Source organism: Yersinia enterocolitica (genome assembly GCA_002082245.2).
Lineage (GTDB): Bacteria > Pseudomonadota > Gammaproteobacteria > Enterobacterales > Enterobacteriaceae > Yersinia > Yersinia enterocolitica_E.
The window spans coordinates 825570-846426 of the sequence record NBTC02000002.1; the positions used below are offsets into that span (position 1 = coordinate 825570).

The window sequence follows — 20857 nt, forward strand, 5'->3', positions numbered from 1 at the left end:
ACGATGTTGATACTGAGTGGACTTATCCCTCAGAGGCGGTTTTTTCTGTTTTCCCTGCCAGTAAGCTCAGGAAGTCGTAGCGTTTTTTCAAGTCTTTCTCCGCCGCCGCGTACAACTGTGCCGCCACCTCCGGCTCTTGGGTATTGAGTCGGCGGAAACGTTGCTCATTCAGCAGTGTGGTGGTCAGGTCACTGCTTGGTGGGCGGGAGTCCAATGCCAAGGCCGCTTTGCCTTCGTCAGTGCGGCGTGGGTCAAAGCGGTATAGCGGCCAGAAACCGGTGGCGGTTAATTGCTTCATCTGATCATGGCTGTAGGCCAAATCATAACCATGCTCCTCACACGGACTGTAAGCGATAATCAGCGATGGGCCAGGATAAGCTTCCGCTTCTTGAATGGCTTTTACCGTCTGATTGAGCTGCGCTCCCAGCGAAATCTGGGCAACATAGACATGGCCATACATCATCATACTGACGCCTAAGTCTTTGCGCGCCTTACGTTTGCCATGCTCACCAAATTTAGTGACCGCCCCGAGCGGGGTCGCTTTAGATTGCTGGCCGCCGGTGTTGGAGTAACACTGGGTATCGAGCACCAGCACATTGACGTTTTCTGTTAGGCTCAATACATGGTCAAGTCCACCAAAACCAATGTCATATGCCCAGCCATCGCCACCAATCAACCAGATGGATTTATCGACTAAATAATCCGCATCGGTTGCCAATTGTTGAGCATCATTGCCTGGGATGTCACGCAATAGCTGACGCAATTGAGAGACTTGCTCACGGCGTACTTCTGGCGTGGCATCCTGAAGAATTAACTGATCGACCAGCTCTTGCGGTAACTGTGGTGCCAGTTGGTTGATTAGGCGAGTTACCCGCTGACGATGCTGATCGACGGTGAGGCGGAAGCCCAGACCGAACTCGGCATTATCTTCGAACAGTGAGTTAGCCCATGCCGGACCACGACCATCGGCGTTGGTGGTATAAGGCGTGGTAGGTAGATTGCCGCCATAGATTGATGAGCAACCGGTGGCGTTGGCAATTAACAGACGATCGCCATATAACTGGGTCAACAGCTTAATATACGGTGTTTCGCCACAACCCGAACAGGCTCCAGAGTATTCAAACAGCGGGGAAATCAATTGTGACGTACGGATATCAATACGTTCAATTTGGGTTTTATCGATTTCCGGCAATTTGAGGAAGAAGTCATAGTGTGTTTTTTCTTCCACCAGGTGCTCCAGCCGTGGTTGCATGTTGATGGCTTTGATTTCAGGATTCTGGCGATCTTTGGCCGGACAGACTTCATAGCACAGGTTACATCCGGTGCAATCTTCCGGCGCAACTTGTAACACATACTTCTGCCCACGCATATCACGGGCTTTGACATCGAGTGACTGCAAGCTGTCAGGTGCACCAGACATAGCCTCTGGCGGTACCACTTTGGCACGGATTGCTGAGTGTGGGCAGGCGGCAACGCAGTGGTTGCACTGGGTACAGAGGTCGGGCTGCCAGATAGGAATATTTTCTGCAATATTGCGTTTTTCCCACTGGGTCGTACCCACCGGCCAGGTTCCATCAGGCGGGAAGGCTGATACTGGCAGTGCGTCCCCCAAACCAGCCAACATGGTTGCGGTAACTGTTTTGACGAAATCAGGTGCTTGATCGGAGACGATCGGTGGCCGCATCGGGCTATTTTCATTAATCGGTTGTAGCGGGATTTCAATCAGTGCATCAAGGGTCGCATCCAGTGCCTGCCAGTTGCGCGTGACAATTTCTGGCCCTTTATTACTGTAGCTACGATCAATTGCGGCCCGCAACTGCTGTTGCGCCATCGCAGTGGGTAAAATCTGTGTCAGATGGAAGAACGCCATCTGCATCACGGTATTAATACGAGCGCCCAGTTTGCATTCACGGGCAATTTTGGCTGCATTGATCACAAACAGCCGTGCATTGCGCTGGTGCAATACGGCCTGCACTTCTTGTGGTAGGCGAGACCACATTTCGTCTGCACTGAATGGGGTATTAATCAGGAAGATACCACCCGGTTTCAGCCGTTCGGCCATTTGGTAGATATCAATAAACTGCAACTGGTGGCAACCGACAAAATCGGCGTGGCTGACCAAATAGGCGGAATTGATCGGAGTTTCACTGACGCGCAAGTGCGAGACCGTCAGGCCACCCGCTTTTTTCGAGTCATAAACAAAATAACCCTGTGCATACAGTGAGGTACTGTTGCCGATTATCTTGATGTTGTTTTTAGTGGCAGAGACCGAACCATCACTGCCCAGGCCATAGAACAGCGCCTCCAGTGTGGCGCGTTGTTCTATCTTTTCGTCAGTCAATGGCAATGACAGACCAGTAACATCATCAAAAATCCCTACGGTGAAACGTGGACGAGGCAAATCCAATGTCAACTCTTTGAAAATGGCGAGAGCACAATCAGGGCCAAACTCCTTGGAAGACAAACCATAACGACCACCAATCACTTTCGGTAATGTGGCGCGTTCGCCACGGCTATAGGCTTCAGCCAATGCGGTCATCACATCAAGATAGAGTGGCTCGGCCAGTGCACCCGGTTCTTTGGTGCGATCCAACACGGCCACTTTTATTACTGATTGGGGTAAGACACTCAACAGCTGCGCCGCAGAGAAAGGGCGGAATAGACGCACTTTAAGCACGCCGACTTTTTCGCCGCGCGTCAACAAAGTATCGATCACTTCTTCGCAGGTGCCGATAGCGGAACCCATTAAGATAATGACACGCTCCGCCTGTGGGTGGCCGTAATATTCAAATGGTTTATATTCGCGCCCAGTGGCCTCGGCAAAAGCGGCCATGGCATCAGCAACATGCTGATAGGTGTTGTTATACCAAGGGTTGGTCGCTTCACGCGACTGGAAATAGGTATCAGGGTTGGCAGAGGTACCGCGCACAACCGGACTCTCCGGTGACAGCGCTCGGCTGCGGTGGCCATCTATCCCTTTTTGCGGCAATAATTGGCGTAGCGTGTCATCATCGAGTGGCACAATTTTATTGATTTCATGTGAGGTGCGGAAACCATCAAAGAAATGAATAAATGGAATGCGACTATTGAGCGTCGCTACCTGTGAAATCAGGGCGAAATCCTGCGCTTCTTGCACGCTGCTGGCGCACAGCATGGCACAACCGGTCTGGCGCACAGCCATAACATCGGAGTGATCACCAAAGATGGATAAGGCATGAGTCGCAATGGTTCGGGCTGCAACATGCAGTACGAAAGGGGTCAGTTCACCCGCTAACTTATACAACGTGGGGATCATCAACAGCAATCCCTGCGAAGAGGTAAAGGAGGTCGACAGTGCGCCAGTTTGTAGTGCGCCATGCACAGTGGCAATGGCGCCGCCTTCTGACTGCATTTCAACCACGCGGGGAACGTCTCCCCAAATATTGACTTTACCATCACCTGACCATGCATCAGCAAGCTCTGCCATGGTAGAACTGGGTGTAATAGGGTAGATAGCAATAACTTCGCTGGCGCGATAGGCCACAGAAGCTACTGCACTGTTACCGTCAGTAGTAATCATTAATTTATACCTTCACATTGCTTGTCACGCAGAGACCAAAGTAGTAATGGGTGCCTCTGACGGTTAACGAATTATTTGAACTAATACTGAAATTCTAGCAGAGTGCATTTTTGTCAGTTATCGAGTTTGTGTGGCTGGGGGGCTAAATGCTTTCAGTTAAAATGCAGAAAATAAGCCAGTAGCGCAGGCAAAGCTTATATAGATGTTATTCGGATAATAATTATTACAATTAGAAAACTATTTATTGCACTGCTCAGATATCGCTTGGTGAAGCAATACCTATGGGTGCTTTTGTAAAATAATTGTGAAACTGAATTAGATTTAATGAACATTTAATATGGGACGGGCATAATGTTGACCCAATACTGAAATGAGAAAATGATGATGAGCGGTTTCATGTATTTAATGATGGCAATTGTTGCCGAAGTGGTGGCTACTACGATGCTGAAAGCATCTGATGGGTTTACCCGATTGGTACCCTCAATTGTGGTGGTTATTGGCTACGGCATTGCATTTTGGGGGCTTTCGCAGGTGGTTAAAACCATGCCATTAGGTATCGCTTATGCCATCTGGTCAGGGTTGGGTATTGTTTTGGTGTCGATCGCCGCTACCTTTATGTACCAACAAAAGCTTGATTGGGCAGCCATTGCCGGGATGACGCTAATCATTGCGGGGGTTATGGTGATTAATCTGCTGTCTAAGACACCCATGCATTAATCACGCCTGTAGGATACAGGCGGAACTCATCTATTAGCGCGTTATCGTGGTGGGGCGGGATAACACGCTAATGAGTGATGGTCGGTGTCACTGAAAGGTAGGACAACGTCCTTTTCAACTATTTAATGTCTAATTGATGTATGCCATCAATAGACAATAACGTCTCATAAAACTGATCGAGACTTTTTCTAGGTGACAAAGTCACTTCCATGGTCAGTTCACAATCGGTATCCTTCTCTTCACGTTTTTGTACCACTGACAGGTTAATTGGTCGCAGTCGCAGTTTTTGCAGCGCGACCAGAATAAGCGGTACACTCTCGGGTAACAGTTTGATCGAGACATAATGGTGCTGGCCAAGCAGGCGATTACTCAATTGGCGGAAGATCTCCAGTACCACCAGTGTCATTAGCGTGCCATAGATGCCAATTTCATACAGGCCGCTACCAATCACCAGGCCGATAGCCGCTGTTACCCACATACCGGCTGCGGTTGTTAGGCCTTTAACCATCTGCTTTTGAATCATAATCGTCCCGGCTCCCAGGAACCCCATGCCGCTGACAACCTGTGCTGCGACTCGACTAGGGTCAAAACTGACGTGTTCCAGTGTCAGTAAGTCCTCGAAACCGTATTTTGAAACAATCATAAACATGGCACTGCCGATGCCAACCAGGATATGAGTACGCAATCCTGCTTCTTTTGACCGCAATTGACGTTCAATACCTATTAACCCACCCAGCAATCCGGCAAGGGCTATTCGTAGCAGTAAATCAGTGATCATAGTTATTCCCGTTTTATTTTTATCCAAATCGTAGGTAACTGATTCTCTATCTAATTAGTCTCGGTTTGGTTATTTCGCCAAATTTTTAACAGCAAACTACCTTGATAATTCGGCTATTCACCTTGTTACAGGTTAAGTTTAATTATCGAATTTGCGCTTATTTATGTTGTGTTTTAATTATAACAGATATTATATAAGCCAATTAGCGTAGACGAAATTGCATTAAACAATAGATTTATGCCTTTCTCATGCCGGAGCAGAAGAATGAAAGTATTATCAATGTTTGTGGGTGGCGCTGTGTTCTTTTTAGCCGCCTGTAGCAGCAATGACCCAACGGATACAGCTTTAAATAATGTTGATGCCTATGAACCCGTGCAACAAGCCACCAGCGCCAGTGTCCACCATAATATTAATATGGCCAATCCGGCGGCAGTCAACTGTGCCAATGCCGGTGGTGTATTAACCATTGCCAAACAACTCAATGGTGGCAGCGTAGGGATGTGTCAGTTACCCGATGGTAAACGTTGTGAAGAATGGGCGTTAATGCGCGGCGCTTGTCCGGCACGTTGATACCCGCCATCTTTCAAGTCTCAGGTGTATTGGCTACTTCTGTTTGCCGCCTGCCTGTGCTCGAAATCTATTGGGTATCCCATGCTGCCGCTTGTTATAACGTATAAATAATCAGGCGGTAATAATATTCGGGCAGGGTTCACCCTTTTTCAACTGGGCAATATTCTGCATTGTGGTGGCCGAAATACTGGTCAGCGCCTCTTCGGTCAGAAACGCCTGATGCCCGGTAAATAACACGTTATGACAAGAAGATAAACGGCGGAAAACATCATCCTGAATCACATCGTTGGATTTGTCTTCAAAGAACAGGTCACGTTCATTTTCATACACATCCATGCCGAGCGAACCTATTTTTTGCTGTTTTAGGGCATCAATGGCTGCGGTAGAGTCAATCAGACCACCTCTACTGGTGTTGATGATCATTACACCGTTTTTCATTTGATCAAATGATTGTTTATTAAGCAGATGATGGTTTTCCGGTGTCATCGGGCAATGCAAGGAAATAACATCAGATTCAGCATATAGCGTTTTGAGATCGACATATTCAGCACCCAGTTCCAGAGCTTGCGCACTTGGATAGGGGTCAAAAGCGAGCAGACGCATACCAAAACCCTTCAGAATGCGCATGGTTGCCACACCAATTTTACCGGTACCGATAATCCCGGCAGTGCGGTTATGCATATTGAAGCCGATCAGTCCTTCCAGCGAGAAGTTGGCATCACGGGTGCGCTGATAAGCACGATGAATTCGGCGGTTAAGGCTCATCATCATACCCACAGCATGTTCAGCGACCGCCTCAGGTGAATAGGCAGGGACACGAACTACCTGAATTCCCAGTTCTTTCGCGGCTTCCAGATCCACATTATTGAAACCAGCGCAACGCAACGCTAGAATCTCGACGCCGACACTTTTCAGTTCTTCCAATGTCGCACGACAACCATCATCGTTGACGAAAAGACAGACCGCATCACAGCCAGCAGCCATTTTTGCTGTTTTTGGCGTTAACAGAAAATCGAAAAACTCTAATTCAAAGCCAAAATCTTTGTTGACCAATTCGAGGTATTTACGGTCATACTGTTTAGTACTGTAAACGGCTAATTTCATCGCGATATCTCCGCTAAAATATTGTGATCAATCTAACAGATTTGAATAAATCATACAATTTGCCACAATAATAAGTTAAATAGAGCACTTGTAACTTTTTCATGCCAAAGAGATAAGGTTTTTATTCCAACTTTCAATGGCAACAGTTTTGTCTGAGTTGCAAGGGTAGCGTTATCTATTATGGTATCTTGCAGTGATTTGATTAAAGCACACCGTAAGTCTGGTTGGGGATAAAACAAGGCGAGTCATGGCTAAATGCGCAAAAATAGTGGGTTGGTTGTTATTAATCAGCGCAATTTCTCTGATGGCATTATGGAAAACCCTGCCACAGTGGTTACCCAAAGTGGCACATTATTGGTTACCCGTGGGGAGTCAGATAACGCTGGCTACGCCACCGGTATGGCGTGACGGCGCACTGCGTATCAAGCAATTGCGCTATTCGATACAAGACTGCACCCTCGCAAATATGAATCAATTGAGTGTCGGCTACCATCAGGGGCGCTGGCAACTTGCGGCCGGTAATGTTGCGTTGGATACTGCTTGTTTGAGTAAATTACCGACTAATGGCGACAGCGCACCACTGAATTTAGCTTACTGGCAACAGCAGTTATCGGTATTGGATCTGGATATCAGCAATTTGCAGATTACGCCCTGGCAGCAATATGCCGGTAAACTGACCCTCACCTCGCCCGATAAGCTTAAATTGATTCAAGAGTTACGTTATCAGGGGCCGCAACTGAGCTTTGCCGCGACCCTTGATCAGGATCAACAACTGAGTTTGCATCAATTCTCTATTGCGGTTCCTGGTACCCCGCAGCCTTTCGAACTCAGTGGAAAAATAAAGATTCCTTTGTCACTGGATGATTGGCCGGAACAGGGTGAATTACAGGGGATGCTAACCACCGGTTATCTGTCTAAACCACTGCTTCTAAACTTGAGCTGGCAACAGCAGCAAGGTGTGCTGACGCTCACTGAGCGTGGCGATGATGTGCCGCTCGCACGGTTGCCATGGCGTGTTGCGGTAAACCAAATTCAGCTAGTTAACGGACAGTGGCAATGGCCATACGCGCAGCAACCATTAAGTGGCGGTATTAACCTGACGTTACATGACTGGGACCAAGGGTTGGATCAGACCTCAGTTGACGCGCGAATTAATGTGATTACCTCTGGGCAGAGTGGTAAGGGTAATGCCGTATTGACCCTCGGGCCGGGTAATCTGAGCATGATAAACAGCGATTTAAAATTCCAACTCAGTGGTCAGGCTAATCTGGAGAAAATGGTGCTTAATGCCACCATTCCAGGGCTGCTCAGTGGTTCGGTGTTGAACCCAACGTGGGTGCTGCACCCGGGGGCGTTACTGCGCGCGCATGGCAATGTGACGCCTGAATTGCGGATAAGAGATGCTCGCTGGCCATTGGCTGGTGTCAAGGTCACGGCTGCCGGGGTTAGCGGGCGTCTACAAGCCATCGTTGATGCACAAGACAGCTATTGGGGTAATTTCAACCTGCATTTGGATGGTCAGGCGCAAGAGTTTTGGCCGGATAAAGGTTATTGGCAGTGGCGTTACTGGGGCAATGGTCACCTGCCGCCACTGGCTGCTCGCTGGGATATGGCGGGCAAGGGGAGTTGGCGCGATACATTAATCACCGTTGACCAGCTCTCGACCGGTTTTGATCGGTTGCAATATGGCCTGGTTAAGGTTGAGGCGCCAAGACTGACATTGGTGAAACCACTCACCTGGCAGCGCGATAACCATCACCCAGCCTTTATTGCCGGTTTTGCGTTAGGGGCGAAAAAAGTGTCGTTCAGCGACGGGGGCGGTTATCTACCTCCCGCTGAATTATCTTTGCAACTCAATGGTCGGGAACCAAACAGCTTTCTGTGGCAGGGGCAATTGCAGGCGCAGCCTATCGGGCCGATCCCACTGCGCGGCCGCTGGGATGGCGAGCGGTTACGGGGTGAGGGCTGGTGGCCGAAACAATCGTTAACCGTATTCCAGCCGCTTATCGCATCCGAGTTAGGCATCAAACTGCGTGATGGAGAGCTGTATGCTCAGGCGGCCTTTTCGGCAGCCCGAGAACAAGGCTTTACCGCCGGTGGTCACTGGGTGGTGAAGAATGGCGGGATGTGGCTGAAAGACGGAGAAATGAGCGGGTTAGATTTTGTCATGTCGTATCGCTTGCAGAATCACCACTGGCAGTTGGGCGCGAAAGACCCGGTGATGTTGCGTATCGCCTCAATAAGCAACTTGTTTGAAATGCAGAATATAACTGCTGATTTACAAGGTACTTATCCCTATTCTGATGATGCACCGTTAACTTTGAGTAACGTCGGTATGGACATTCTTAACGGCCATCTGAGTTTGTCCGCGTTACGCTTACCGCAACACGACGCCGCCGTGCTGAAATTAACCGCCATTGACTTGAGTGAGCTATTTACCGTGCTACAACCGAAACAGTTTGCGATGTCGGGGAAGGTCAACGGGGAATTGCCTCTTTATCTCAATAACCCACAGTGGTTGGTGCGTAATGGTTGGATTGCTAACGATGGCAGGGTGACATTGCGCCTCGATCAAGATCTGGCCAATTCAATCGGTGATAGTAACTTTGTCGCCGGTGCTGCGATTGATTGGTTACGCTATATGGAGATTTATCAATCTTATGCCAAAGTGGATCTGGATAATTTGGGGCAATTGACATTACGCTCGAAGATTCATGGTGTGAATACGCAAAAAAACTCAAAGCGTGAGATAGTATTGAATTATCAGCATCAGGAAAATGTGTTCCAACTCTGGCGTAGCCTGCGTTTTGGTGACAATTTACAAGAGTGGCTACAACAGACGCTTTCTTTACAACCAACAGTGATACCGGCGAGGACGAAGGAATGAAGATCTTGACAGGGGAACATGTGGCAATAGCTTTGGGTGTTTTGATGCTCAGTGGCTGTTTACGCCTTGAGGTAGCGACACCGGAAAAACCGATCACTATCAATATGAACGTCAAGATTGAGCATGAAATCCAGATAAAAGTTGATAAAGATGTGGAAAACTTGCTTAAAAATCAATCCAATCTATTTTAAGGAGCCACGATGAAAAAGCAAAATTCAGGCTGGATTGGTGGCAGGCTAAGGCTGATTCGAGTGATGTTGGGGTGGACGATATTGAGTGGCAGTTTGCTGTTCAGCGCCATGGCTTTCGCCCTGACCGTGGAACAGGCAAAGCAGCAAGGGCGGGTTGGCGAAACCCTGAGTGGTTATTTGGCTCCGGTCAAAAAAGATCCTGAGACACTGGCGTTGGTAGAGCAAATCAATATTGCCAGAACAGAGAAATATCAGGAAGTGGCGCAGAAAAACCATATTTCAACTGAAGATGTTGCCAAGCTGGCAGGGCAAAAGTTAGTTAACCGTGCGGCTGCCGGTGAATATGTGCGCGGTATTAATGGCCAGTGGATGCAGCGCTAATTGTTGCGATGATGGTATCAATGACGCTATGGAAAACGCCCGTCTCAGCACGGGCGTTTTTTATGTCTAAACTTCGGGTTGCTGAAATATTGATTTCGACGGTATTGGCCTTAGCTTAAAAAATAACCCGCTAGCGCTCAGGGTGTAAACTGGCCGTAGCAGGATGCCCAGCGAGGCTATCGAGTGATTCTTTGCGATAATAGGTATCTGCATGCCCTGGTTGCTCAACTTTAACAATCAGGGTCAGCACAGCAGCAATCAGATACAGCGCAGTATAAACCCACACCACGCCAACAATATCGAAGAAAGGTAACACCAGCGAGGCAATCGCCGGGGCAACAAAGTTACTCAGACCCGCAGACAAGTTATAAATCGAGATGGCTGCACCTTTGTGTTCCGGTTCCAATACCGGGAATACTGCGGTCATCGGAACGAAAGCGGCTACGGTTATCCCCAACATTACTGCCGGGATCAGGGCCGCCCAGAAATTATGCCCGAAATGAACCGGAATATAGTAGAACGCCAGACTAGAAAGGGCACAACCGATACAGCCAAACCAACGCACCTGCCGCATCCAACCAATTTTTTCGCCCAAGATCCCCCACATAATATTGGTGAAAATTGTCACGAAGAAGAACACCGCCCAGATTTGCAGCCATTCAGACATGGTAAAACCAAGTCGGCCAACGAACAGGAGCGGCATAATAACGGCAAAACCAAATAATGACAGGGTGTTGATGATGCGGATTAAACAGGATAAGAAGATGTTTTTATTGGTAAACAGAATAGTGACGGCCCGTGACAACTCTTTGATTTTTTCTTTATTTGAGAGTGATGCTTTAGGGCTGGCAGTGCCAACATTGCGCAGTAATATCAACGCCATCATACCGCCGGCCATGACCCAGACAATGGCAAACCACAACGTACCGGTTTCACCAATCACCGGAATGGTGAAACTGGGCAAATAGCTCCCTATGACACCGATACCGACGGAATACATCGCCCAAAACCAACCCATGGCAGAAGAGAGTTGCTGTTTAGGGACATTTTGAACAATTAACATAACAAATGAATAGATAAATAACGGATAGGCCAACCCACGAATACCATAGAACAGCAACATTAGTGGATAACTTTTAATGCCTAAACCGAATACCATAAATAAGCAGTGCATGACCACCCACAGCACAAAACCAATCCGCATGGCGCGTTGTGGCGTGATGATCTCTGCAACCACACCAGAGCTCCAGGCGGCAATGGCAGCAGCTAAGCCATAGAGTGTAAACACAAAGGCTGATTGTGCCGGAGAAAAGCCCATATCAGTAATATGTTTGGATAAGAAGGCCATTTCAAATCCATCGCCGCTCATAAAAATGGCAATGGCAATGTAACCCCAGAACAAATTCATTGGCAAACCAAACCAGTGGGTAGGTTTTTTTTGCATAGTAAGTTCCTCTGGCGCTTGAGCGCCGGCTGGTTGAGTTGCTGGTAGGAGCAACGGTTATAGGGACAGAGAAAAGGGCGATAGGCTCGCCCGGGCTTGTTATATCTTTATTTTTTAGATGGTTATTGCGGCTGTTGTTGGCGTAACTGCCGCTGCTGTTGATAGAGCAGTCGATAGCGTTCAAGGCGCGCAAACAAGGCATCTTGCCGGTTAACATCGGGGATGAAGCGTTGGTCGATTTGTGGTTTGCTGCACACCTCCTGCTCATCACCGCCGCTGGCAAGCCACCCTAAACGTGCGGCACCTAAAGCCCCACCAGCCTCCCCACCGCTGTGGGTGACAATTGGCAGGTTAAGGGTGTCAGCCATCAATTGCCCCCACCACACACTGCGTGCACCACCACCAATCAACGATGATTGGCTCAGTTGGGTACCGGCCTGCTGTAACACCGCCAGGCCATCAGCAATACCGAAAGTCACCCCCTCCAGCACGGCATATCCCAGCGCCGCACGGTCTGTCGCATGAGTCATGCCATGAAACGCACCGGTTGCCAGCGGATCGTTATGGGGGGTGCGTTCGCCTGAAAGGTAAGGCAGGAAAATTGGTGCCAGCCGCTGCTTTGAGCGACTGAGTTGCGCAACCTCGGATAGAAGGGTGGTTTCATTGGTTCCCAGCAATTGGCACAACCAGCGCAGGGCGCTGGCTGCGGTCAGCATGACACTCATCTGATGCCAGCGATGCGGCAAAGCATGGCAAAAGGCATGAACGGCAGATTGTGGATTGGGCCGGTAGCAATCATTAACGGCAAACAATACACCGGACGTGCCCAGAGAGATGAAGCCATCACCAGGATTGATGGCACCAATCCCAACAGCACTGGCTGCGTTATCGCCACCACCGCCAGCAATAATCACTTTATCGGCTAAGCCCCACTCGCGCGCAATATCTGTTTTCAGGTAACCACTGGGTTCATTACCTTCAATCAAGCGCGGCATCATATCGCGGGATAATCCGCAGGCAGCCAGGAGAGAGTCCGACCAGTCGCGCCTGGCGACATCCAACCATAACGTTCCGGCGGCATCAGACATATCACTGACCTTATCGCCACTCATCATCCAGCGCAGATAATCTTTAGGTAGCAGTACCGTCGCCAGTTGTGCGAACACCTCCGGCTCATGGCGAGCAACCCACAGCAGTTTCGGTGCAGTAAAGCCTGGCATCGCCAGATTTCCGGCAATCTGATGCAACTGTGGGGCATTGCGGGTCAACTCATCACACTCTTCGGCACAGCGCGCATCATTCCACAAAATAGCCGGTCGCAAGATACGATCCTCGCGGCTCAACAGCACCGCGCCATGCATTTGACCCGAAAGACCAATCGCGAGGATCTCACCCCAGCGCTGGGGTATTTTATGGCGCAGGCGGCCAATAACCCGTTGTGTCGCCTGCCACCAGTCAGTGGGATTTTGCTCCGACCATAAAGGATGCGGGCGCTGCACGGTCAAGGGTTCGCCTTCACTGGCCAGAATCTGGCCCCGGTCATCAATCACCACGGCTTTAATTTCTGACGTCCCTAAATCAAGTCCAAGATACATAGCAATTCCTTGTCGATGATTAACGGTTAGCAACGAGCCAGGTATTTACCCGGTCAATCGATTGGCGCAGCAGCTGTTCAAACTGGTTGTCACTGGCTAGTGGCCCAAATAGCTTGCTGTCGCGAGCGAACAGACCTACCGGGTCAGTTGATTGGAACATGGCATGGACGGCCGCGGCGTCCAGTATTCCGTCCTGGTATTCATACGGCAGGATGCCCTGATGCCAACTTTCCATAAATACGAAGAATAATGCGGGTAGTATCGCGGTTGCTGCTGGGGTATCACCTCGTTGGTAGCACTCCATCAATGTGGGTGTAATAAATCCGGGAATTTTGGAAAAGCCATCTGCCGCCACCCGTTGGTTGGTGTCACGAATATACGGATTACTGAAACGGTCCAGCACCACATCACGGTAATTGGCAAGATCCAGTGGGCTTGGCGACAGTGATGGGATGACATCCTGAGTCACATAGTCATAGGCCATCTGGCGAATAGCGTCAGTCTGGGTACTTTCATGAATGTAACTTTGCCCAAGCAAGGTGCCAGCCCAGGCAATACAACTGTGACTGGCATTGAGGATGCGGATTTTTGCCTCTTCATACGGCAGAACTGATTCCACCATCTCTACACCCACATTCTCCAATGCTGGGCGTCCGGCAATAAAATCGTCCTCAATAACCCACTGGATGAATGATTCCCCCATAACCGGTGCCAGATCAGCGAAACCGGTTTGTTCCAGCACCCGTGGTGCGATGTCATCAGCGGGGCGCGGGGTAATGCGGTCAACCATGGTATTGGGACTACGGGTTTGACTTGTCACCCAACTGAGCAAGCTTTGCTGGTCGCGAAGTGCGAGGAACTCAAGCAGGCAATGGCGGAAACGCTCACCGTTATGACGCAAATTATCGCAGTTCAGCAAGGTCACTGGCCCGCTCTGCATCTGTTGGCGTTGCAGCAAGATACGGCTGATAGCACCGTATATTGTGCGGCAATCACCTTTGAGGTCAGCCTGGATATCCGCATTATCCTGTTGCAGGTTAAATTGGTTATCCAGGTAGTAACCGCCCTCGGTCACGGTAAAGGAGATAACGCGCGTTTCTGGCAGACTACCTTGTGCTACCAATTGGCTCAGTTCTTTATCCCAAGGGATAATTTTGCGGATTGATGTGATTTTTTCATATTGACGCTCCCCCCCTGGTGTCACGGTTTCCAAGGTGTATTCGCCGTTTTGGGCTTGTAATGCATTGAGCAACGGGGTCGCGTCATCCCGAATATTAGCCAGAGCAATAGACCAACGATTATCGCCTATGGCCCGTAACCGGTGTAGATACCAGGCTTGGTGAGCACGGTGGAAGGAGCCTGCACCAATGTGCAACCACACTGCATGGGTGGTATTCAGAAAACTGTTCATAAATTATCTCCACAATCACGGTAAGTGTTGGCGTTATAATTTGAGCATAAGCTCTAATGTAGGGCATTTGCTCTAATGGCGTTAGGGTAATGTAACTTTTGCCCGAAAGGTGGGCTTTGGCTCACATAACCGTAAGTAGAGATAAAAATCTGTCAAATAGAGGCGTAAGATGATGACCATTGTGGTTTCACCCCCTATCTCTATTTCAAATAATATTGCGCAGATAACTCATGCAGAAGAGTGATAAGAAGCTGGATCAAGCGGCCAGAGCGGCCTGGATGTATTACGTTGCCGGGCAGACGCAACATGAAATTGCTGATGCCCTGGGGGTTTCGCGTCAGGTGGCCCAGCGGCTGGTGGCGTGTGCTATTGATAACGGGCTGGTCAGTGTCAGCATTGCTCACCCGGTTGGCCGCTGTATGGCGCTGGCCGAACAGGTGCAAAAGCAGTATGGCTTGCATCAGTGTCAGGTGGTCCCCAGCTTGGGGATGGACAGCGCGGGTATCCAACGAGCCATTGCTGTGGTGGGGGCTGAAGTGATGTCGCAATTTCTGCGTCAAGAACAGCCACTGGTCATTGGTGTCGGCTCTGGTCGCAGTTTGAAAGCCGCCATTGATGAGTTACCTGATTTCGAACGTCCTCAGCACAGTTGTGTCTCACTTATCGGCGCTATTGCTGCTGATGGTTCCTGTACACGCTATGATGTCCCGCTGTGGATGGCCGAGAAAACACAAGGACGCTACTTTATTTTGCCCGCGCCTTTGTTTGCTGACAGCGCGGCGGATCGTGACCTGTGGTGTAATCACCGGATTTACCGCACTGTCACTGAGAAAGCAGCTCAGGCTGATGTTACGTTTATCGGTATTGGCTCAATGGGGTATCATTGTCCATTGCATAAAGATGGCTTTATTTCTGCACAAGATGTCGATGTGCTCATGGCCGCGAATGTTGTGGCAGAAATGCTGGGTAATTTCATTGATATCGATGGTCAGCGCGTCGCCTATGAATTGGATCAGCGTTTAACCAGTGCCAGCTTACGTATTCAGCCAGAAAAACCGGTGATTGCTATCGCAGGTGGTAAGGAGAAACATCAGGCTATTAAAGCGGCGCTCAGGGGGCATTGGGTGAATGGTTTGGTTACGGATGAAGAGAGTGCGATGGCGTTACTGGCATAATCACAGAGAAAAAAGCGCGCCGAAAGGCGCGCAATTAACCAATGACACTACTGGGTAACACGAGGGTAATACAAGGTCATTTTCAGTCGCGCATTGACGGAGACACCCACTTCTGCGCGAAAGTTATCAATTAAGCACTGACAACCTGAGCCAGTAACTGTTTGGCATCAGCTTGTGCTTTGGTCGCCACTTCAGGACCATAAGCAATGCCTTCTGCAAACACAAATTCAACATCGGTAATGCCGATAAAGCCCAGGAACAGACGCAGGTAAGGCACCACCAGATCAGTTGGGGTGTCTTTATGAATGCCCCCACGGCTGGTCAGAATAATGGCACGTTTACCGGTTACCAAACCTTCTGGACCTTTTTCTGTGTAGCGGAAAGTCACGCCAGCACGTGCAATCAGGTCAAAATAGTTTTTCAACTGCGTCGGGATATTGAAGTTGTACATTGGTGCTGCCATAACTATCACGTCATTGGCTTGCAGTTCCGCAATCAGCTCATCAGACAGTGCCAAAGCCTCTTGTTGGCGCGGTGTTAGCGCGGCATCTGAAGGGCGCAGAGCACCCACCAGTTCACCATCTAACACCGGAACCGGTTGAGCGGCCAAGTCACGTACGGTGATTTCGTCGTCAGCATGGGCTGCTTGCCATTGTTCGACAAAAAAGTCAGCTAATTGGTTGGACTGTGAATAAGTTGCCAGAATGCTTGATTTCAGGACCAGTACTTTGCTCATCGTAATTCCTTAACAGGTAACAGAGACTTAGGCGGTTCGCCCTTTCAATGAGATACACTTTATTAATATTTTTCTATTAGTGATAGCGCAATATTTTGCGTTCTTTGTTCGATTTAATTGAACGATGATAATCAGATAGGAAATCTCCGCCGGGTTACAGCGTAATCCGAGGCTGTGTTACCATATCAGGTAAGGGTTTATCTAATAAAAGCTATGGGTCACTCATCTATTTGGCGTCGAAAATGGGGGTATTGGCAGGTTAAAAATTGATACCGATTAATAAAAAATATCTGCCAATCAAACTCATAGCATAAAATCATTGGGCTGATACCGTAGGTTGCAGCCGCATCGTAACAAGGAACACAGAACGTGAAATCTTCGCTCGCAGCATTATCCACCCAACTCGGTGAGTTGATGCTCCGTGACCAACAACGCCTGCGGCGTCGGCTGCAAGGCGCACGAAAAATTAATAATCCACAGGCCGTAGAGGCGATTACCCTCGAGCTTGAGGCTGATATAGCAACCGCCATGCAGCGGGTTATTCGTCGTCGAGCTGCTTGTCCGGCGATAACTTATCCTGAAAACTTGCCGGTCAGCCAGAAAAAGCAAGATATCTACCATGCTATTCGTGACCATCAGGTGGTGATCGTCGCCGGTGAAACCGGTTCCGGTAAAACCACCCAGTTGCCGAAAATTTGCCTGGAATTGGGGCGGGGCGTGCAAGGGGTGATCGGCCATACTCAACCACGTCGTCTGGCTGCGCGCACCGTCGCAAACCGTATTGCGGATGAACTGGATACCTCCCTTGGCGGTTGTGTCGGTTATAAAGTGCGTTTTAACGATCAAGTGGGTGAAAACACGCTGGTTAAGTTGATGACCGACGGGATTTTGTTGGCTGAAATTCAGCAAGATCGTCTGTTGATGCAATATGATACGTTGATTATCGATGAAGCCCATGAACGTAGCCTGAACATTGATTTCATCTTGGGCTATTTGCGTGAATTATTACCCAAACGCCCAGATCTAAAAGTAATTATCACTTCGGCGACCATTGATCCGCAGCGTTTCTCCCAGCATTTCAATAATGCCCCTATTATCGAGGTTTCTGGCCGCACCTATCCGGTCGAAGTACGTTATCGCCCCATTGTGGATGATGCCGATGATGTTGAACGTGACCAACTACAGGCTATTTTTGATGCGGTTGATGAGTTAGGCCATGAAAGTCCCGGCGATATTCTGATCTTTATGAGTGGTGAGCGTGAGATTCGTGATACCGCTGATGCATTGATGAAGCAAAATCTGCCCCATACGGAAGTACTACCACTCTATGCCCGCTTATCAAACAGTGAGCAGAATCGGGTGTTCCAGTCGCATCATGGGCGGCGAATTGTATTGGCGACCAACGTGGCTGAAACCTCGCTCACCGTACCTGGGATTAAGTACGTGATTGACCCCGGTACAGCTCGCATCAGCCGTTATAGCTTCCGTACTAAGGTGCAGCGGTTGCCTATCGAGCCGGTGTCTCAGGCGTCAGCTAATCAGCGTAAAGGCCGCTGTGGCCGTGTGTCAGACGGTATCTGTATCCGTCTTTATTCTGAGCAGGACTTCCTCTCTCGCCCAGAGTTTACCGACCCGGAAATTCTACGAACCAACCTGGCCTCCGTCATTTTGCAAATGACGTCACTCGGTCTGGGTGATATTGCGGCATTCCCGTTTGTGGAAGCCCCCGATAAACGCAATATCCAAGATGGTGTTCGGTTACTGGAAGAGCTGGGTGCGATACAAACCGCTGATAATGGTCATCAACAACTGACCCCGCTGGGGCGACAATTAGCGCAATTGCCCGTCGACCCTCGTCTGGCACGGATGGTGCTGGAAGCACAGAAAAGTGGCAGTGTCCGTGAACTGATGATCATTACCTCGGCGTTGTCGATTCAGGACCCGCGTGAACGGCCAATGGATAAGCAGCAGGCTTCTGATGAAAAACATCGTCGCTTTGCGGATAAGGATTCTGATTTCCTGGCGTTTGTTAACTTATGGGATTACCTGAAAGAGCAGCAAAAAGAGTTGTCATCAGCGCAGTTCCGTAAACTGTGCCGTAGTGACTTTCTCAACTATCTGCGGGTGCGCGAATGGCAGGATATCTACACGCAACTGCGCCAGGTGGTGAAAGAACTGGGTATTCCGGTGAATAGTGTTGCAGCCGACTACCGTAGCGTGCATACCGCGATATTGACCGGTTTGTTATCTCATATCGGCCAAAAAGATGTTGAAAAGCAAGAGTATACCGGTGCTCGTAACGCAAGGTTTGCTATCTTCCCCGGTTCCGGTTTATTTAAAAAACCGCCGAAATGGAGCATGGTGGCTGAGCTGGTCGAAACCAGTCGCTTATGGGGCCGCATTGCTGCCCGCATCGAGCCGGAATGGATCGAACCTTTGGCGCAGCATTTGGTGAAACATCATTATAGTGATCCGCATTGGGAGAAAGCACAGGGTGCGGTGATGGCCAGTGAGAAAGTCACCCTATTCGGTTTACCCATAGTTGCTGAGCGCAAAATCAATTATGGCCCGATTGACCCACCGCTATGCCGTGAGTTGTTTATTCGTCATGGCTTGGTGGAGGGGGATTGGCAAACGCGTCACGCTTTTTTCCGCGCCAATCTCAAACTATTGGCTGAAGTTGAAGAGTTGGAACACAAATCACGTCGGCGCGATATTCTGGTGGATGATGAGACACTGTTTAACTTCTATGACCAGCGAATTGGTCGCGAGGTTATTTCAGCCCGTCATTTTGATAGCTGGTGGAAGAAAACCAGCCAGACACAGCCAGAGTTATTGAACTTTGAAAAAACCATGCTTATCAAAGATGGCGCGAACAAAGTTAACCCGCTCGACTATCCCAATTTTTGGTATCAGGGGTCGCTTAAGTTACGGCTTTCCTACCAATTTGAACCCGGTACTGACGCTGATGGGGTAACCGTACATATTCCGTTGCCCATCCTTAATCAGATCCAAGAGCAGGGTTTTGATTGGCAGATACCGGGGATTCGGCGTGAATTAGTGATTGCACTGATCAAGTCTTTGCCTAAACCGGTGCGGCGCAATTTTGTCCCCGCGCCCAATTATGCTGAGGCGTTTCTGGCCCGCGTTACCCCGATGGAGGTGGGGCTGCTCGATGCATTAGAGCGTGAACTGCGGCGCATGACTGGTGTGACAGTGTCACGTGATAGTTGGCAATGGGACCAAGTTCCAGATCATCTTAAAATAACCTTCCGTGTGCTCGATGATAAAAATCGTATTTTGCGTGAAGGTAAAGACCTTGCTGCCTTGAAGCTACAGTTACAAGAGAAAGTGCAGGAAACATTGTCCGCCGTTGCCGACGATGGTATTGAACAAACTGACTTACATATCTGGAGTTTCGGTGATCTACCGCTGTGCTATGAGCAGCGTCGTGGTGGCTATGAAGTCAAGGCATACCCGGCACTGGTGGATGAAAAAGACAGTGTCGCTATTCGCTTGTTTGATACAGAATCTCAGCAACAACAAGCTATGTGGCAGGGGACAAGACGTTTACTATTATTGAATATCCCATCCCCTATAAAGTATTTACATGAGAAATTGCCGAACAAATCCAAGCTCGGGCTCTATTTTAATCCTTATGGCAAAGTGTTGGACCTGATTGATGACTGCATTGCTTGTGGTGTGGATAAGTTAGTTGCGCAGCATGGTGGCCCCGCATGGCAAGAGGCGGAGTTCGCTCGACTACAGGAAAAGGTTCGTGCTGAGCTGAATGACACGGTGGTTGAGATTGCCAAGCAAGTTGAACAAATTCTGACGACGGTATTCAGTATTAATAAGCGACTGAAAGGCCGGATAGATATCTCAATGGCATTGGCTCTCTCTGATATCAAAGCCCAGCTAGGGGGGCTTATTTATCGTGGTTTCGTGACCAATAATGGTTGGAAACGTCTGCCGGATACACTGCGTTATCTGCAAGCAATTGAGCGCCGATTGGAAAAGCTGGCTATGGACCCTCATCGTGATCGTGCCCAAATGCTACGCGTAGAACATGTGCAACAGATGTGGCAGCAATGGCTGCATAAATTGCCGCCAAAACGCCAGCAAGATGAAGATGTTAAAGAAGTTCGCTGGATGATTGAAGAACTGCGTGTGAGCTTATTTGCCCAGCAATTGGGGACAGCTTACCCTATTTCTGACAAGCGTATTCTACAAACTATCGAACAGCTTTCTGCCTGATTAGCGATTAATATCACTCCGCGTTCTAAGTATCATTGATTTAGACGCGGAG

Annotated in this window: 14 protein-coding genes; 7 read left to right on the forward strand and 7 right to left on the reverse strand. The window is 49.2% G+C overall.

Annotated features, from left to right (window positions below; genetic code table 11):
• Positions 1-22: 22 nt before the first annotated feature.
• On the reverse strand, positions 23-3559 hold the full coding sequence (gene nifJ, locus A6J66_005155; protein PNM23638.1) for a pyruvate:ferredoxin (flavodoxin) oxidoreductase: 3537 nt from the start codon (positions 3557-3559) through the stop codon (positions 23-25).
• Between the two features lie 384 nt (positions 3560-3943).
• Here nifJ and A6J66_005160 point away from each other — a divergent pair, with 384 nt between their 5' ends.
• On the forward strand, positions 3944-4276 hold the full coding sequence (locus A6J66_005160; protein ID PNM26899.1) for a QacE family quaternary ammonium compound efflux SMR transporter: 333 nt from the start codon (positions 3944-3946) through the stop codon (positions 4274-4276).
• 118 nt (positions 4277-4394) lie between these two features.
• Here A6J66_005160 and A6J66_005165 read toward each other — a convergent pair whose 3' ends face one another.
• Positions 4395-5054, reverse strand: a complete 660-nt coding sequence (locus A6J66_005165; GenBank protein ID PNM23639.1) for an MgtC/SapB family protein — start codon at positions 5052-5054, stop codon at positions 4395-4397.
• 264 nt (positions 5055-5318) lie between these two features.
• Here A6J66_005165 and A6J66_005170 point away from each other — a divergent pair, with 264 nt between their 5' ends.
• Positions 5319-5624, forward strand: a complete 306-nt coding sequence (locus tag A6J66_005170) for a DUF333 domain-containing protein (GenBank protein PNM23640.1) — start codon at positions 5319-5321, stop codon at positions 5622-5624.
• A gap of 111 nt (positions 5625-5735) precedes the next feature.
• Here A6J66_005170 and A6J66_005175 read toward each other — a convergent pair whose 3' ends face one another.
• Entirely contained in the window at positions 5736-6728 is a 993-nt protein-coding gene (locus A6J66_005175; protein PNM23641.1) for a 2-hydroxyacid dehydrogenase, read from the reverse strand.
• Between the two features lie 247 nt (positions 6729-6975).
• Between A6J66_005175 and A6J66_005180 the strand changes: the two genes are divergently transcribed.
• Genes A6J66_005180 through A6J66_005190 form a run of 3 tightly spaced genes read left to right on the forward strand, consistent with a single transcriptional unit; the run spans position 6976 to position 10187 of the window.
• A complete protein-coding gene (locus tag A6J66_005180) occupies positions 6976-9615 on the forward strand; it encodes a YdbH family protein (GenBank protein PNM23642.1) in 2640 nt (879 codons plus the stop codon).
• Positions 9616-9620: 5 nt separating this feature from the next.
• Positions 9621-9806: a YnbE family lipoprotein gene (locus tag A6J66_005185; protein ID PNM26900.1), complete on the forward strand. Its 186-nt coding sequence runs from the start codon at positions 9621-9623 to the stop codon at positions 9804-9806.
• Between the two features lie 9 nt (positions 9807-9815).
• Positions 9816-10187, forward strand: a complete 372-nt coding sequence (locus A6J66_005190) for a DUF1318 domain-containing protein (GenBank protein ID PNM23643.1) — start codon at positions 9816-9818, stop codon at positions 10185-10187.
• A 130-nt stretch (positions 10188-10317) separates the two neighbouring features.
• Here the strand turns inward: A6J66_005190 and A6J66_005195 are convergent, their stop codons facing one another.
• The 3 genes from A6J66_005195 to A6J66_005205 all read right to left on the reverse strand — a co-directional run bounded on the left by A6J66_005195 (position 10318) and on the right by A6J66_005205 (position 14637).
• Positions 10318-11631, reverse strand: a complete 1314-nt coding sequence (locus A6J66_005195; GenBank protein ID PNM23644.1) for an MFS transporter — start codon at positions 11629-11631, stop codon at positions 10318-10320.
• 122 nt (positions 11632-11753) lie between these two features.
• Complete coding sequence (gene xylB / locus A6J66_005200) at positions 11754-13226, reverse strand: xylulokinase (protein ID PNM23645.1); 1473 nt, start codon at positions 13224-13226, stop codon at positions 11754-11756.
• A gap of 19 nt (positions 13227-13245) precedes the next feature.
• On the reverse strand, positions 13246-14637 hold the full coding sequence (locus A6J66_005205; GenBank protein PNM23646.1) for a D-arabinitol 4-dehydrogenase: 1392 nt from the start codon (positions 14635-14637) through the stop codon (positions 13246-13248).
• Between the two features lie 230 nt (positions 14638-14867).
• Between A6J66_005205 and A6J66_005210 the strand changes: the two genes are divergently transcribed.
• Positions 14868-15812 (forward strand): sugar-binding transcriptional regulator, encoded by a 945-nt coding sequence (locus A6J66_005210; GenBank protein ID PNM23647.1) that lies wholly within the window; start codon positions 14868-14870, stop codon positions 15810-15812.
• Positions 15813-15942: 130 nt separating this feature from the next.
• Here the strand turns inward: A6J66_005210 and A6J66_005215 are convergent, their stop codons facing one another.
• A complete protein-coding gene (locus tag A6J66_005215) occupies positions 15943-16548 on the reverse strand; it encodes an FMN-dependent NADH-azoreductase (protein PNM23648.1) in 606 nt (201 codons plus the stop codon).
• A 369-nt stretch (positions 16549-16917) separates the two neighbouring features.
• Here A6J66_005215 and A6J66_005220 point away from each other — a divergent pair, with 369 nt between their 5' ends.
• Positions 16918-20805 (forward strand): ATP-dependent RNA helicase HrpA, encoded by a 3888-nt coding sequence (locus tag A6J66_005220; GenBank protein PNM23649.1) that lies wholly within the window; start codon positions 16918-16920, stop codon positions 20803-20805.
• Positions 20806-20857: the final 52 nt, after the last annotated feature.

Excerpts from the sequence above, each read along its gene's own strand:
- nifJ (PNM23638.1), bottom strand. The coding sequence starts at position 3,559 with ATGATTACTACTGACGGTAACAGTGCAGTAGCTTCTGTGGCCTATCGC.
- A6J66_005160 (PNM26899.1), top strand. The coding sequence starts at position 3,944 with ATGAGCGGTTTCATGTATTTAATGATGGCAATTGTTGCCGAAGTGGTG.
- A6J66_005165 (PNM23639.1), bottom strand. The coding sequence starts at position 5,054 with ATGATCACTGATTTACTGCTACGAATAGCCCTTGCCGGATTGCTGGGT.
- A6J66_005170 (PNM23640.1), top strand. The coding sequence starts at position 5,319 with ATGAAAGTATTATCAATGTTTGTGGGTGGCGCTGTGTTCTTTTTAGCC.
- A6J66_005175 (PNM23641.1), bottom strand. The coding sequence starts at position 6,728 with ATGAAATTAGCCGTTTACAGTACTAAACAGTATGACCGTAAATACCTC.
- A6J66_005180 (PNM23642.1), top strand. The coding sequence starts at position 6,976 with ATGGCTAAATGCGCAAAAATAGTGGGTTGGTTGTTATTAATCAGCGCA.
- A6J66_005190 (PNM23643.1), top strand. The coding sequence starts at position 9,816 with ATGAAAAAGCAAAATTCAGGCTGGATTGGTGGCAGGCTAAGGCTGATT.
- A6J66_005195 (PNM23644.1), bottom strand. The coding sequence starts at position 11,631 with ATGCAAAAAAAACCTACCCACTGGTTTGGTTTGCCAATGAATTTGTTC.
- xylB (PNM23645.1), bottom strand. The coding sequence starts at position 13,226 with ATGTATCTTGGACTTGATTTAGGGACGTCAGAAATTAAAGCCGTGGTG.
- A6J66_005205 (PNM23646.1), bottom strand. The coding sequence starts at position 14,637 with ATGAACAGTTTTCTGAATACCACCCATGCAGTGTGGTTGCACATTGGT.
- A6J66_005210 (PNM23647.1), top strand. The coding sequence starts at position 14,868 with ATGCAGAAGAGTGATAAGAAGCTGGATCAAGCGGCCAGAGCGGCCTGG.
- A6J66_005215 (PNM23648.1), bottom strand. The coding sequence starts at position 16,548 with ATGAGCAAAGTACTGGTCCTGAAATCAAGCATTCTGGCAACTTATTCA.